At 65.3% G+C, this 13,603-nt stretch carries 11 protein-coding genes; 2 read left to right on the top strand and 9 right to left on the bottom strand.

The window, feature by feature from the left end; all coding sequences use genetic code 11:
* Nucleotides 1–13: 13 nt before the first annotated feature.
* The 4 genes from JLK41_RS04285 to JLK41_RS04270 form a co-directional block, all read right to left on the bottom strand.
* Nucleotides 14–1,126: an alpha-hydroxy acid oxidase gene (locus JLK41_RS04285; RefSeq protein ID WP_210390445.1), complete on the bottom strand. Its 1,113-nt coding sequence runs from the start codon at nt 1,124–1,126 to the stop codon at nt 14–16.
* 19 nt (nt 1,127–1,145) lie between these two features.
* Nucleotides 1,146–1,814 carry a Fe2+-dependent dioxygenase gene (locus JLK41_RS04280; protein WP_037046309.1) on the bottom strand — a complete coding sequence of 223 codons (669 nt, stop codon included), beginning with the start codon at nt 1,812–1,814 and terminating at the stop codon, nt 1,146–1,148.
* A gap of 127 nt (nt 1,815–1,941) precedes the next feature.
* Nucleotides 1,942–3,105 carry a type III PLP-dependent enzyme gene (locus JLK41_RS04275; protein WP_037046306.1) on the bottom strand — a complete coding sequence of 388 codons (1,164 nt, stop codon included), beginning with the start codon at nt 3,103–3,105 and terminating at the stop codon, nt 1,942–1,944.
* Between the two features lie 458 nt (nt 3,106–3,563).
* On the bottom strand, nt 3,564–6,095 hold the full coding sequence (locus JLK41_RS04270) for a sulfite reductase flavoprotein subunit alpha (protein ID WP_210390444.1): 2,532 nt from the start codon (nt 6,093–6,095) through the stop codon (nt 3,564–3,566).
* A 237-nt stretch (nt 6,096–6,332) separates the two neighbouring features.
* Between JLK41_RS04270 and JLK41_RS04265 the strand changes: the two genes are divergently transcribed.
* Nucleotides 6,333–7,916, top strand: coding sequence for a peptide chain release factor 3 (locus tag JLK41_RS04265; protein WP_037046300.1), 1,584 nt, complete (start codon nt 6,333–6,335; stop codon nt 7,914–7,916).
* A 211-nt stretch (nt 7,917–8,127) separates the two neighbouring features.
* Nucleotides 8,128–8,595 (top strand): REP-associated tyrosine transposase, encoded by a 468-nt coding sequence (locus JLK41_RS04260; protein WP_134676904.1) that lies wholly within the window; start codon nt 8,128–8,130, stop codon nt 8,593–8,595.
* Nucleotides 8,596–8,664: 69 nt separating this feature from the next.
* Here JLK41_RS04260 and JLK41_RS04255 read toward each other — a convergent pair whose 3' ends face one another.
* The 5 genes from JLK41_RS04255 to urtE form a co-directional block, all read right to left on the bottom strand.
* Complete coding sequence (locus JLK41_RS04255) at nt 8,665–9,699, bottom strand: AAA family ATPase (protein WP_210390443.1); 1,035 nt, start codon at nt 9,697–9,699, stop codon at nt 8,665–8,667.
* 55 nt (nt 9,700–9,754) lie between these two features.
* Nucleotides 9,755–10,798 carry an aliphatic amidase gene (locus JLK41_RS04250; protein WP_210390442.1) on the bottom strand — a complete coding sequence of 348 codons (1,044 nt, stop codon included), beginning with the start codon at nt 10,796–10,798 and terminating at the stop codon, nt 9,755–9,757.
* Between the two features lie 94 nt (nt 10,799–10,892).
* On the bottom strand, nt 10,893–11,240 hold the full coding sequence (locus JLK41_RS04245) for an FmdB family zinc ribbon protein (protein ID WP_210390441.1): 348 nt from the start codon (nt 11,238–11,240) through the stop codon (nt 10,893–10,895).
* Nucleotides 11,241–11,299: 59 nt separating this feature from the next.
* The gene (gene fmdA / locus JLK41_RS04240; protein ID WP_210390440.1) at nt 11,300–12,529 is read right to left on the bottom strand and encodes a formamidase; all 1,230 of its coding nucleotides are present in this window, start codon (nt 12,527–12,529) and stop codon (nt 11,300–11,302) included.
* A gap of 327 nt (nt 12,530–12,856) precedes the next feature.
* The gene (gene urtE / locus JLK41_RS04235; protein ID WP_037046284.1) at nt 12,857–13,546 is read right to left on the bottom strand and encodes an urea ABC transporter ATP-binding subunit UrtE; all 690 of its coding nucleotides are present in this window, start codon (nt 13,544–13,546) and stop codon (nt 12,857–12,859) included.
* Nucleotides 13,547–13,603 lie beyond the last annotated feature (57 nt).

Genomic DNA, 13,603 nt, shown 5'->3' with positions numbered 1-13,603 from the left:
GCGTGCAAGGACCTCAGCAGCTGTGTGGAGTCCAGATCGTCTGCGGGCCGATACTGGCCAGATCGGCGCAGCCGGTCAGTGCCATCGCCACCTCCAGTTCGGCGCGCAACAGCTGCAGCACATGCGCCACACCCACCGCACCGGCTGCAGCCAGAGCGAAGATGCACGGCCTGCCCACCAGCACCGCGTCGGCGCCCAGGGCCAGCGCCTTGAGGATGTCGGTGCCACGGCGGATCCCGCCATCGAGCAGCACCGGCACACGTCCCTGCACCGCGGCCGCCACCTCCGGCAGCGCCTCGATGGTCGCCGGCAGGCCATCGAGCGTGCGGCCGCCGTGGTTGGACACGATCAGCCCATCGACCCCAGCCGCCAGCGCCTGCTCGGCATCGGCGGCGCTGAGGATGCCCTTGAGCAGGATCGGCAGGCGCGTCTGCGCGCGCAGCCAGGCCAGGTCGGCCCAGGTCGGCGCGGCGTTGAGCAGCGGTCCGCCGAGCAACAGGCTGCTGGCGGACGGATCGGCGCTGACCGCCAGCGGGCGCATGCCGCGCAGATTCACCGCCTCGATACCGGCGGGCAAGGCGAAGCCCGCGCGCTGCTCACGGTTGCGGATGCCGCTGACCGGCGCGTCCACCGTCAGTACCAGGGCACGATAACCGGCGGCTTCGGCGCGCCGCACCAGGGCGGCGGTGAAGTCACGATCGGGCTGGATGTACAGCTGGAACCACAGCGGTGTCTGCGCCTGCGCCGCGATGGTTTCCAGCTCGATGCTGGCCTGGGTGCTGACCACCATGCCGGCACGCAGCGCACTGGCGCCCAGCACGCAGGCCAGCTCGCCGTCGGCATGGGCCAGCTTCTGATAGGCCACCGGCGCGACGAAGATCGGATGCTCGTAGTCCTGACCGAACAGGCGCAGGCGCGTGTTGCCACCGCGCAGGTCCTGCAGCACGCGACTGCGCAGGCGCAGCCGATCGAACGCCTGGCGATTGTCCTGCAGGGTCAGCTCATCCGCCGCCCCTCCGGCCAGGTAGGCCCAGGCCTGCTCGCTCATGCGTTCGCGGGCATAGGCCTGGTAGTCGCCGACGGCGGCGATGTCAGCGGGAATCTGTTGCAGCGGGGCAAGGGACATGGCGACTCTCGATGGCGACTCAGGTCTGCGACCACTGCCGCAGCAGGTTGTGATACAGCCCGGTCAGGCGCAGCAGCTCGGGGCTGTCCGGCACCTGCAGGCGCAGCGCCTGGATGCTGTCGTCGAGCTCCAGCAGCAGCTCGCGCTGGTCATCCTGGCGCACCAGGCTCTGCAGCCAGAAGAACGAGGCCAGACGCGCACCGCGAGTCACCGGCTCGACGCGATGCAGGCTGCCACTGGAATACAGCACCAGGTGCCCGGCCGGCAGCTTGATCCGCCGCTCGCGCGTCACCAGTTCGCCGCCGTCGTACTCGTCGGGTTCGTTGAAGAACAGCGTCGCCGACAGGTCGGCGCGGATACGCTGCGAGGTCCCCGGCACGCTGAAGATCGCATTGTCGATGTGGTCGCCGTACTGGCCTCCGCCGGCATAGCGGTTGAAGCGCGGCGGCACCACCTTGAGCGGCAGGGCAGCGGCCATGAAGCGCGGGTTGCGACTCAGGCATTCGAGCAGGAAGTCGCCGAGCTGCTGCGTCAGCGGGTCGTTCTGCGCCAGTTGCTGATTGGTCTTGGCGTGCACCGCCTGGTGCCCGGCGCTCAGGCGCCCGTCCTGCCAGCTCGCCGTCTCGAGCGCCGCACGGCAATCGCGCAACTGCTCGGCATCGAGCACATCGGGGATGATCAGCATCATGGTGCCGCTCCAGGGCAAAGACCAAAAGTGATAATGATTCTAAATAACTGGCGTACCAAACAACAGCCATGCGCGACGGAAATGAAAACGCCCACACGAGGTGGGCGCTTGCAGACAGCGTCGGGCCTTACAGGTAGTAGGACTTCAGCGGCGGGAAGCCATTGAACTCCACGGCGCTGTAGCTGGTGGTGTAGGCGCCGGTGGAGAGCCAGTACAGGCGATCACCGCTGGCCAGGTTCAGCGGCAGGCCGTACTTGTAGTTCTCGTACATGATGTCGGCGCTGTCGCAGGTCGGGCCGGCGATCACCACTTCTTCCATCTCGCCCTTCTTCTCGGTCCAGATGGGGAACTTGATGGCCTCGTCCATGGTTTCGATCAGGCCGCTGAACTTGCCGACGTCGGCATACACCCAGCGCTCCACGGCGGTACGCGACTTGCGCGCCACCAGCACCACTTCGGAGACCAGCACGCCGGCGTTGGCGATCAGCGAACGGCCCGGCTCGAGGATGATCTCCGGCAGTTCGTCACCGAAGTCTTCCTTGAGGAAGCGGGTGATCTCCTCGGCGTAGGTTTCCAGGTCGTTGGTGCGCTGGATGTAGTTGGCCGGGAAGCCGCCGCCCATGTTGATCATCTGCAGGGTGATGCCGTCTTCTTCCTTGAGACGCTCGAAGATCACCTTGACCTTGGCGATGGCGGCATCCCACACGTCGATGTCGCGCTGCTGCGAACCGACATGGAAGGAAATGCCGTACGGCACCAGGCCCAGCTGCTTGGCCAGGATCAGCAGATCCAGCGCCATGTCCGGCTGGCAACCGAACTTGCGGCTCAGCGGCCAGTCGGCGCTGGTCGAACCTTCGGTGAGGATGCGCACGTAGATCTTCGAACCCGGCGCCGCCTTGGCGATGTTGCGCAGGTCGGCTTCGGAGTCGGTGGCGAACAGGCGCACGCCCTTGTCGTAGAAGTAGCGAATGTCGCGGGACTTCTTGATGGTGTTGCCGTAGCTGATGCGCTCCGGGCCGACACCTGCGCTCATGACCTTGTCCAGCTCGTAGATCGAGGCGATGTCGAAGCTCGAGCCCTTGTCGCGCAGCAGCTCGATGATCTCGATGGCCGGGTTGGCCTTGACCGCGTAATAGATCTTGGCGAACGGGAAGCAGTTGCCCAGCTGGTCATAGGCATCGGCGATGATCTGCCGGTCGATCACCACGAAGGGGGTCTCGTGCTGATCGGCGAATGCCTTCATGCGCTGGAAAGTGGCGGGTGCGTAGTAGTCTTCGACCTTGATCGACATGCTGGGGACTCCAATGGCAAAACCAGGAACACATGAATTCGGGCAGCGAAACGCCTGACAGGTTCCGCTACGTGTCGGGGCTGGCCGCGCAACGCGCGAGCCTGAACGTCTGACAGTTTCCCCACTTTGGTTCGCCTACTTCCCAAGGCATGTCGCCGAGCATCACTGATCGCGGTGGGCCACCAGCGATCTCTCGTCGTCAGTACTTGAGCCGGATGGATCGTTTCCAGCATGGACGTTCGGGCGCGGACTTTAAGACCATGCGCCCGTCAGATCAACCGGAAATTCCCCCTATCTGGAGCGGCCCTGGCAAACGTTCCGGATATCACACAGAACAGGCGGAAATGCTGAACGGACGCGGCTTTCAGCCTCTGCCAAGTCTAGACGAGAGAGATGTCAGCGGCATGGCAACCGGGTGCACGCCGACCTCCCGATTGCCCCGCCGGAACGACCTCGATTCAGTACACGTCACGCCGGTAACGTCCGTCCTCGACCAGTTGCTGCACGCACTCGTCGCCGAGCACCTCACGCAGTGCCACGTCGACACCGCCGGCCATGCCGTCGAGGCTGCCGCACACGTAGATCGCCGCGCCCTCGTCCAGCCAGGCCTGCAGACGTGCGCTGTGCTCGCGCAGCAGGTCCTGCACATAGTGCTTGCGGGCCTGGTCGCGGGAGAAGGCCAGGTCCAGATGCTGCAGGTCGCCGGCCTCCAGTGCCGCCTGCAGCTCGTCGCCGCAGAAGAAGTCGCAGGCACGACTGCGCTCGCCGAACAGCAGCCAGTTGCGCCCCTGGCCTGCCAGTGCACGCGCCCGCAGCAACGAACGCAGCCCGGCCAGGCCGGTGCCATTGCCGATCAGGATCAGCGGACGATCGTCCTCCGGCAGATGGAAACCGGTGTTGCGCCGCACCCGCGCCAGCAGCTGCCCGCCCACGGGCAGGTACTCGCTCAGCCAGCCGGACCCCAGACCCAGGCGGCCACCCGCCTGTACGGCCTGACGCACGATCAGCTGCAGCACACCGTCGGCTGCCACCGAGGCAATGGAGTAGTCGCGCGCCCCCAGGGGTACCAGGGCATCGACCAGCGCCTGGGCATGCAGCCCGACCAGGTGGGCGAAGCTGCCCGGCAACTGGCGCTCGGCCAGGGCTTCACGCAGGCTGGTCGCCTGGCCATCCAGCGTCACCGGCTCGCTGCCGTCGAAGCCGGAGTGTTGCAGCCAGGCCTGCACGGCGGCGGCCCCGTGGCGCGGACGGATCTCCAGGATGTCGCCGGCCTGCCAGTCGCTCTGCGCAGGCGGCGTCAGGCCGATGAAGTACACCGGCGCGCCCTGACTGCCGTGGTTGAGCAGGCGGCGCTCGGCGAGCGTCCAGTTCTGCCAGGGCGTCTCTTCGAAGCGCATCGGCGCCGCACCGGTCAGGTCGCTCAACTGCTGCTGCCAGCGCTGCAGTGCCGCCTGATCGGCGCCATCCACCTCGATGCTGTCGAACAGCGGCCGAGCGCCCTGCAGCCCCAGCCAGGCGTTGATGCGCCGAGCGAAGCCACAGAAGTGCTGATACTGCCGGTCACCCAGCGCCAGCACCGCATAGCTCAGTTGCTCGAGAGGCACCGAACCCGCCAGCACCTTGCGCTCGAAGCCCTGCGCGGCATCCGGCGCCTCGCCATCACCGAAGGTGCTGACCACGAACAGCGCCTTCTGCGTCTGGCGCAGGCTGTCGGCATCCAGGCGTGACAGCGGCTCGACCCGTACCGGGATACCGGCGGCCTGCAGTTGGCCGGCACTCTGCCAGGCCAGCTGCTCGGCAAAGCCGCTCTGGCTGGCGAACCCCACCAGCCAGCCACCCGCCGAATCCGCGTCCTTGAGCGAGCTGCGCGCCGCCAGCGCAGCCCGCTTCTTGCGCCGGCGATCCAGGTACAGCAGCCAGCCGGTGATGAAGAACAGCGGCATGGCCGCCGTGGCCAGCATCATCAGGATGCGCCCCGGCATGCCGAAGTACTCGCCGACATGCAGCGCATAGACGCTGGCCAGCAGCTGCGCCTTGAAACTCTTGTCGGCATAGCGCTCATGGCGGCTGACCGCGCCGCTTTTCGGGTCGATCTGGAACTGGTTGAAGGCACGCACATGGTCGGCGCCGTCGAGCATGTAGAAGACGGTCCCCGGCTGCCCGGCCACGGCTGGCAAGCGCAGGTTCCAGGCGACCAGGCCGGGGCCGGCGGCCTGCTGGATACTCTGCCAGACGGCGTCGTAGTCGACTTCGGGGGCCGGGCCGTTACCCGCGTCACGGCCACCCCGGCCACGGCCTTCCCCGCGCTTCTCCGGCGCCGTGTCGGAGAGCATGCGCGTCAGCCCTTCGCGGTACCACTCATAGGACCAGTACAGGCCGGTGAGCCCCGCGCAGAGGTAGAACAGCAGCACCCAGGTGCCGGCCACCGCGTGCAGGTCCCAGTTGAAGCCACGGCCTTTCTTCTTCCAGTCCAGGGTCAGCCAGGTGCGCCAGTTCAGAGCCTTGCGCGGCCAGCGCAGGTAGAGACCGGACAGACAGAAGAAAATCAGCGCCAGGGTGCTGGCGGCGGTGATCTGCTTGCCCACCTCCCCCATCGACAGGAAGCGGTGCAGCATCAGCATCAGGTGGAAGAAGTCCTGGCCGATCGGCTCGGCCAGCACCTCGCCGGTGTAGGGGTCGAACGCGATGCGCGGCCCGCGTCGCTCGCCTGGCGGCGGCGCGAGAAAGGCAATGCCCGGCCCGTCATGCCGGGTATCGACCCACAAGCCGGTGACGCGATCAGCGGTCGCGGCCTCGATCCGCGACACCAGTTCGCGCGGCGCAAGGTGGCCCTGCTCGCTCGGTTCGATCTGCCAGCGCTCGGCATTGAGCGCCCGGGTGATCTCGCCCTCGAAACTGTAGAGCGCGCCGGTGATGCCCATGACGGCCAGCACCAGGCCGGCGCTGATGCCGAAGAACCAATGCAACTGGAAGATGATTTTCTTGAACACGACGGCGCCACCCTTACCCTGACCCTTTGCGACGGGCGGCTACTCTATATGGGAATAATTTTCATAACCATTTATTTACGCGATTTTTACGCATTCGCAGCCTGCGCGACTCACCTGCCCGGCCAGCGCACCTGAAACCCGATGGCCGCCCCTCGGCCAGAGCCTGCAGTTATCGGTATAATCGCCAGTTTTCCGGGCGCCAAGGCGCCCTCAACGATTCCATCCAGGCACGCATTCATGACCACCCAGGCCGCCGAAGTCGCCAAGCGCCGCACGTTCGCCATCATTTCCCACCCGGACGCCGGTAAGACCACCATCACCGAGAAACTGCTGCTGATGGGCAAGGCCATCGAAGTCGCAGGGACCGTGAAGTCGCGCAAGTCCGACCGCCATGCCACGTCCGACTGGATGGAGATGGAGAAGCAGCGCGGTATCTCCATCACCACCTCGGTGATGCAGTTCCCCTACCGCGAGCACATGATCAACCTGCTCGACACCCCCGGCCACGAAGACTTCTCCGAAGACACCTACCGCACCCTGACTGCGGTGGACTCGGCGCTGATGGTGCTCGACGGCGGCAAGGGCGTCGAGCCGCGGACCATCGCCCTGATGGATGTCTGCCGCCTGCGCGACACGCCCATCGTCAGCTTTATCAACAAACTCGACCGCGACATCCGCGACCCCATCGAGCTGCTCGACGAGATCGAGGCGGTGCTCAACATCAAGGCCGCGCCGATCACCTGGCCGATCGGCTGCTACAAGGACTTCAAGGGCGTCTACCACCTGACCGGCGACTACATCATCGTCTACACCCCCGGTCACGGCCATGAGCGCACCGAAGCCAAGATCATCCAGAGCCTCGACTCCGACGAGGCGCGCGCGCACCTCGGCGACATGTACGAGCGCTTCGTCGAAGAGCTGGAACTGGTCCAGGGGGCCTGCCACGAGTTCGACCCCGAGGCCTTCCTCAAGGGTGCGATGACCCCGGTATTCTTCGGCACCGCACTGGGCAACTTCGGTGTCGACCATGTGCTCGACGCCGTGGTCGACTGGGCCCCGCGCCCGCTGGCGCGCGTGGCCAACGAGCGCAGCGTGGAGCCGACCGAGGAGAAGTTCTCCGGCTTCGTGTTCAAGATTCAGGCGAACATGGACCCGAAACACCGCGACCGCATCGCCTTCATGCGCATCTGCTCGGGCAAGTACACCCAGGGCATGAAGATGCGCCACGCCCGCCTGGGCAAGGACGTGCGCGTCGGCGACGCGCTGACCTTCTTCTCCAGCGAGCGTGAGCACCTGGAAGAGGCCTACGCCGGCGACATCATCGGCCTGCACAACCACGGCACCATCCAGATCGGCGACACCTTCACCGAAGGCGAGAACCTCGGCTTCACCGGTATCCCGCACTTCGCCCCGGAACTGTTCCGCCGCGTACGCCTGAAGGACCCGCTGAAATCCAAGCAGCTGCGTCAGGGCCTGCAGGAACTGGCCGAGGAAGGCGCGACCCAGGTGTTCTTCCCCGAGCGCAACAACGACATCATCCTCGGTGCGGTCGGTGTGCTGCAGTTCGACGTGGTCGCCAGCCGCCTGAAAGAGGAATACAAGGTGGAATGCGCGTACGAGGCGATCAACGTCTGGTCCGCCCGCTGGATCGAATGCAGCGACGAGAAGAAGCTCAAGGAGTTCAAGGACAAGGCCTACGAGAACCTCGCCGTCGACGGCGGCGGCCACCTCACCTACCTGGCCCCGACCCGCGTCAACCTCAGCCTGATGGAAGAGCGCTGGCCGGAGGTGAAATTCCGCGCCACCCGTGAGCATCACTGATCGTCGCACTGCATAAGGCCAAAAACGTCGACCTGTAGGGTGGATGACGCTCTTCTCATCCACCGATGCGGTTGCAGGGTGGTGGATGGATGAAGCGTCATCCACCCTACGCAACTGCAGAGGCCGGCTTGCCGGCGATCAGGTTGTGTACCACCCTTGCCGATGATCGCCGGCAAGCCGGCTCCTACAGCCCGACGTTGAGAAATCTGGAATGGACTCCAGCCGCTTCAACCACCGTGGACATGCCCTGCGCCATGGACGCGTCTCGGACCCCGGCCGCGCCTACCTGCTGACCACGGTCACCCATGAGCGACATCCCATCTTTCAGGACTGGCAGCTGGCCAGGCTGCTGATTGCAGAGATGCGCCGCCTGCATGAGCGGCAACTCGTCCAGTCACTCGCCTGGGTCGTCATGCCCGACCACCTGCACTGGCTCGTCCAGCTGCAGGAGACATCACTGGCCAAGCTGGTACTGCAGCTCAAGTCCCGTAGCGCCATTGCCATCAACAAGGCGCGTGAAACCAGCGGCCGTGTCTGGCAGAAGGGCTTTCACGACCACGCCCTGCGCCAGGAAGAAGACCTGGCCGCCACGGCACGCTACATCGTTGCCAACCCGCTACGCGCCGGTCTGGTGAAACGTGTCGGTGACTATCCCCACTGGGATGCGATCTGGCTGTAGTGCCTCTGCTGTAGGAGCCGGCTTGCCGGCGATCATGGCGACGAAAGCGCATCGCCCGCAAGCGGGCTCCTACCAGGAGTGCGGCGTTACCTGCAAGCGATCGTGGTCGCAGGTACAGAGCAATCGCGCCGTGCTCGGCTCTGCCAGCAGGCAATCGGCGATCGCCGGTTCCAGTTCGGTACGTATTCGACGCGCCAGGGCGCGGGCGCCGAAACGTACATCGTGCTCACGGCACAACCAGGCGCGGGCGCTCGGCTCCAGGTGCAGCGAACGTCCCTGGCGCGCGAGACGCTGGCCCAGTTTGTCCAGTTCGATCTCCAGCAAGGCGTCCAGCCAGCGTTCGTCGACCCGCTCGAACACCAGGATGCGGTCGATACGGTTGAGCCATTCCGGCTCGAAACGCTGGTGCAGCACCTGCTCCAGCAGCGCCGCCTCCCCCTTCGGTGCCAGGCCCAGCCAGCGCCGCCAGCCACGACCGAAGCGCTCACGGTAGCGCTGCGCCTGCTGCGCCCCGACATTGCTGGTCATGAAGATCAGGCTGTTGCGGAAATCCAGGGTGCGGCTGCCGGCCGTCAGGGTCAGCCGGCCATGTTCGAGAATGCCGAGCAGGCTGCGCAGCACTTCCGGGCTGGCCTTCTCCAGCTCGTCGAACAGCACGATACCGGGTCGCCCGAAACTGCCGGCGATGGCTTCGCCATCGAACAGCGTGGTGCCCTCCTTGCTGCCGACGTAACCCGGTGGCGCGCCGGTCAACGCCGCAGCGTAATGCTCCTGGGCCAGGGTGTGCATGTCGATGCGGCACATCGCGTCGGCGCGGCCGTGAATGGCCTGGGCCAGCAGGCGCACGATCTCGGTCTTGCCGACACCGGTCGGGCCCATGAACAGGTTGACCGCCAAAGGCCGCTCGCGCTCACCGATGTCGACCTTGACCACCTTGAGCATGGACTCGACCTGCGCCAGCACGGCGTCCTGGCCGACGATGCGCGAGCGCAGCAACGCCATGACCGCTGCCGGCTCGAAGAGGAAACGCGACTGCAGGCGAGCAACGCCCTGTTCATCCAGACGCTCGCGGTTGCTGTCGATCAGGTCGTTGGCGAAGGGCATCCCGTTTTTTCCACAGAGACAAAGGCATCGCCGGCAAGCCGGCTCCTACGGGCGATCAGCCAGCAGTGCGTTCCCTGCCCGGATGCGGCAGCTCTGCCACCGGGCAGTCGGCCACGCCGATGGTCGAGCGGGTCATCTTCTCCACATCCTCCTGGGCCTTCTGCGCGTCCAACACCCAGGTGCGGTAGAACTCGAACGGGCAGTCGGCCACGCCCTTGTCGCCATCCCCGGAGTTGTAGACGCCGGTGTAGCCACGGTGCAGCAGCTTGAACAGGTGGTTCTGCGACTGGTCATTGGCCCGTGCATCGCGGATCTGCGACACCGACAGCTGGGCGTACTGGATGCCCATTTCCTCCTCGCCGCACTCGCCCAGGGTGCGCCCGTCGATACCGATCAACGCGGAGTGGCCGAAGTAGCTGTACACACCGTCGAAGCCGCTGGCGTTGGCCACCGCCACATAGCAGTTGTTGGCCCAGGCCATGGTCTTGGCCATCAGCACCTGCTGCTCCTTGGCCGGGTACATGTAGCCCTGGCAGCGCACGATCAGCTCGGCGCCCTTCATCGCGCAGTCGCGCCAGATTTCCGGGTAGTTGCCGTCATCGCAGATGATCAGGCTGATCTTCATGCCCTTGGGGCCAGTGGAGACATAGGTGCGGTCACCCGGATACCAGCCCTCGATGGGGCACCAGGGAATGCACTTGCGGTACTTCTGCACGATCTCGCCCTGGTCATCGATCAGGACGAGGGTGTTGTAGGGCGCCTTGTGCGGATGCTCTTCGTGGCGCTCGCCAGTGAGCGAGAAGATGCCCCAGGTTTTCGCCTCGCGGCAGGCGGCGGAGAAGATCGCGGTCTCCTCGCCGGGGATGGCGGCGGCGGTGGCCATCATCTCGTCCCTGTCGTACATGATGCCCATGGTGCTGTATTCGGGGAACACCACCAGGTCCATGCCGGGCAGGCCGAGCTTCATGCCCTTGATCATCTCGGCGATCTTGCGCGCGTTGTCGAGCACCTCGGCCTTGCTGTGCAGACGCGGCATCTTGTAGTTGACGACAGCAACGCCGACGGTATCGGGGCTGCTGGAAATATCGCCGTGACGCATGGAAAACTCTCCTTAGCCGCAAGCGACAAGCTGCAAGCCTCAAGCAAGAGCGCGCTCTGCTTGCCGCTTGTGGCTTGCAGCTTGTCGCTGCTGTTTAGTGACTGATCATCCACGGCCGTGCCGATGGGCTGGCCTTGAGGCCGTGCGGGTTGGCCTTGGTGCGCTGCACCGGCTTGCTCGGGCCGCAGCAGCTGCAGCCGGCCGGATGCTTGCGGCTGGCCTTGTACTCGTCGAGATTCATCGGCGCGTTGGCGCTGCGCTCATTGCTTTCATGGGCGCGGCGCTGGCTGCCCGGCAGGGTCGCCAGGCCCGGCGCGCTGAGGATCACCCGCTCGCTGGCGGTGTCGCAGTACGGGCAGGCGCAGGCCTGGTCGCGCTCGACCATTGGCCGCAGCACGGTGAAGTCGCCGCAGTGCGGGCAGTCGTATTCGTAGATGGGCATGACGGCATTCCTCGAAAGACCTGGGCCCCTCCCCCGCATTCAGGAGAGGGGGAGTGACATCACTTGTCGTAGGCGATGGGCATGTCGATGCTGCCGTCGAGGAACCGGGTCGGGCCGCTGGCGCTGGGGTTGATGTCGAACTCGAAGATATCGGTCGGCAACCACAGCGTGGCGCAGGCGTTGGGGATGTCGACCACCCCGCTGATATGCCCCTGCACCGGTGCCGAGCCCAGCAGCGAGTAACCCTGCGCGCCGCTGTAGCCGAACTTCTTCAGGTAGTTGATGGCATTCAGGCAGGCCTGCTTGTAGGCCAGGTTGACGTCGAGGTAGTGCTGCTTGCCGTCGTCGTCCACCGAGATGCCTTCGAAGATCAGGAAGTTGTTGTAGGTGGGCACGATCGGGCTGGGTTTGAAGATCGGGTTCTTGATGCCGTACTTGGCCATGCCGCCCTTGATCAGCTCGACCTTCATGTGCACCCAGCCGGCCATCTCGATGGCGCCGCAGAAGGTGATCTCGCCATCGCCCTGGCTGAAGTGCAGATCACCGACCGACAGGCCGGCGCCGTCGACGTAGACCGGGAAGAAGATCTTCGAACCACGCGACAGGTCCTTGATGTCGCAGTTGCCGCCATGCTCGCGTGGCGGCACGGTGCGCGCGCCGGCGGCGGCGGCCATGTCGCGGGCATCGCCCTTGAGCTTGCCCATGTGCGCGGTGGCGGCAAACGGCGGGTTGGCCAGCGGCGGTACGCGGGTCGGGTTGGTGTCGATCAGCGCCTGCTCGCGCTTGTTCCAGTCGGCGAGCATCTTGTGATCCGGCAGGCAGCCGATCAGGCCGGGGTGGATCAGGCCGGCGAAGCGCACGCCGGGGATGTGCCGGCTCTTGGTGAACATGCCCTCGAAGTCCCAGATCGACTTCTGCGCCGCCGGGAAGTGATCGGTGAGGAAGCCGCCGCCATTGCTCTGCGAGAAGAAACCGTTGAAGCCCCAGAGCATGTCCTGCTTGGCGCCGATGTCGAGCAGCTCGACGATCAGCAGATCGCCCGGCTCGGCCCCTTTCACGCCCACCGGACCGGACAGGTAGTGCACGGTGGAGAGGTCGACGTCGCGAACGTCCGAGGCATCGTCATCGTTCTTGATCGCGCCGCCGGTCCAGTCGTAGGTCTCGAGGATGAAGTCATCGCCCGGATTTACCCAGCAGGCCATCGGGATGTCCGGGTGCCAGCGGTTGTGGACTTGCTCGTTCTCGGTGGCGGCCTGGTTGAGGTCGACCTTGATCAGGGTATCGGTCATGACAAAGCTCCATGGGACCTGTGAGGAATGCCGGCCGCTGTGTGCCGGGTACGCAGCCAGTCTCAAGCGCGCGGGGAAATCGGCAAATACGTTGGATGACGTATGCCCGGAACGCCGACCTCACGGGGCCTGCAGGCATTTTTCGCGGACGCGAAAAAGCGGCCACTGCATGGAGAACACAGTGACCGTAAAGCGGGAGCCACTACCCTCTCCCCCAACCCCTCTCCCATGAATGGGAGAGGGGAGCAGCACGCGGTGCGAAATGGCACACCGCCCAACAGTCCCCTCTCCCGCTTGCGGGAGAGGGTTAGGGAGAGGGCAAGAAAGTCACACCGACAGATAACGACTGATGCTCGCCTCGTCGACCTGGTCGCGGCTCTCCTCGACCACGAACTTGCCCTTCTCGATGACCAGGAAGCGGTCGGCGATTTCCATGGTGAACGACAGCACCTGCTCGGAGACGACGATGGTCAGATCACGCATGTTGCGGATCTCCTTCAGGCTGCGGGCGATGTCCTTGATGATCGACGGCTGGATGCCCTCGGTCGGCTCGTCGAGCAACAGCACCTTGGGATTGGTCGCCAGCGCCCGGGCGATGGCCAGCTGTTGCTGCTGGCCACCGGACAGGTTGCCGCCCTTGCGGTGGCGCATGTCATGCAGCACCGGGAACAGCGCATAGAGGTCATCCGGTACCTTGCCGCCGGCGGAGGCCGGCAGGCCGGTCTGGATGTTCTCCAGCACGGTCATGTGCGAGAAGATCATCCGCCCCTGTGGCACGTAGGCGATGCCGCTCTCCACCCGCTGGTGGGTTTCCAGCTGCGACACGTCCTTGCCATCGACGCGGATCTGCCCGCCCCATTGCGGCAGGATGCCCATCAGGCTCTTGAACAGGGTGGTCTTGCCCATGCCGTTGCGGCCCATCACCGCGACGATTTCCTTCTTCGCCACATCGAGGTTGAGTTCATGGAGGATCTGGCTCTGGCCATAGCCCGAGGCGAGGTTGCTGATCTGGAACATAAATGACTCCTTGCTGGACATGCCCCCGGATTGCCTCCGGGCTACAGATACGCGCGA

This window comes from Ectopseudomonas khazarica, assembly GCF_017915135.1.
Lineage (GTDB): Bacteria > Pseudomonadota > Gammaproteobacteria > Pseudomonadales > Pseudomonadaceae > Aquipseudomonas > Aquipseudomonas khazarica.
This window is presented reverse-complemented; position numbering and strand designations above follow the sequence as displayed.

Excerpts from the sequence above, each read along its gene's own strand:
- JLK41_RS04280 (WP_037046309.1), bottom strand. The coding sequence starts at position 1,814 with ATGATGCTGATCATCCCCGATGTGCTCGATGCCGAGCAGTTGCGCGAT.
- JLK41_RS04275 (WP_037046306.1), bottom strand. The coding sequence starts at position 3,105 with ATGTCGATCAAGGTCGAAGACTACTACGCACCCGCCACTTTCCAGCGC.
- urtE (WP_037046284.1), bottom strand. The coding sequence starts at position 13,546 with ATGTTCCAGATCAGCAACCTCGCCTCGGGCTATGGCCAGAGCCAGATC.
- JLK41_RS04260 (WP_134676904.1), top strand. The coding sequence starts at position 8,128 with ATGGACTCCAGCCGCTTCAACCACCGTGGACATGCCCTGCGCCATGGA.
- JLK41_RS04285 (WP_210390445.1), bottom strand. The coding sequence starts at position 1,126 with ATGTCCCTTGCCCCGCTGCAACAGATTCCCGCTGACATCGCCGCCGTC.
- JLK41_RS04250 (WP_210390442.1), bottom strand. The coding sequence starts at position 10,798 with ATGCGTCACGGCGATATTTCCAGCAGCCCCGATACCGTCGGCGTTGCT.
- JLK41_RS04245 (WP_210390441.1), bottom strand. The coding sequence starts at position 11,240 with ATGCCCATCTACGAATACGACTGCCCGCACTGCGGCGACTTCACCGTG.
- fmdA (WP_210390440.1), bottom strand. The coding sequence starts at position 12,529 with ATGACCGATACCCTGATCAAGGTCGACCTCAACCAGGCCGCCACCGAG.
- JLK41_RS04265 (WP_037046300.1), top strand. The coding sequence starts at position 6,333 with ATGACCACCCAGGCCGCCGAAGTCGCCAAGCGCCGCACGTTCGCCATC.
- JLK41_RS04255 (WP_210390443.1), bottom strand. The coding sequence starts at position 9,699 with ATGCCCTTCGCCAACGACCTGATCGACAGCAACCGCGAGCGTCTGGAT.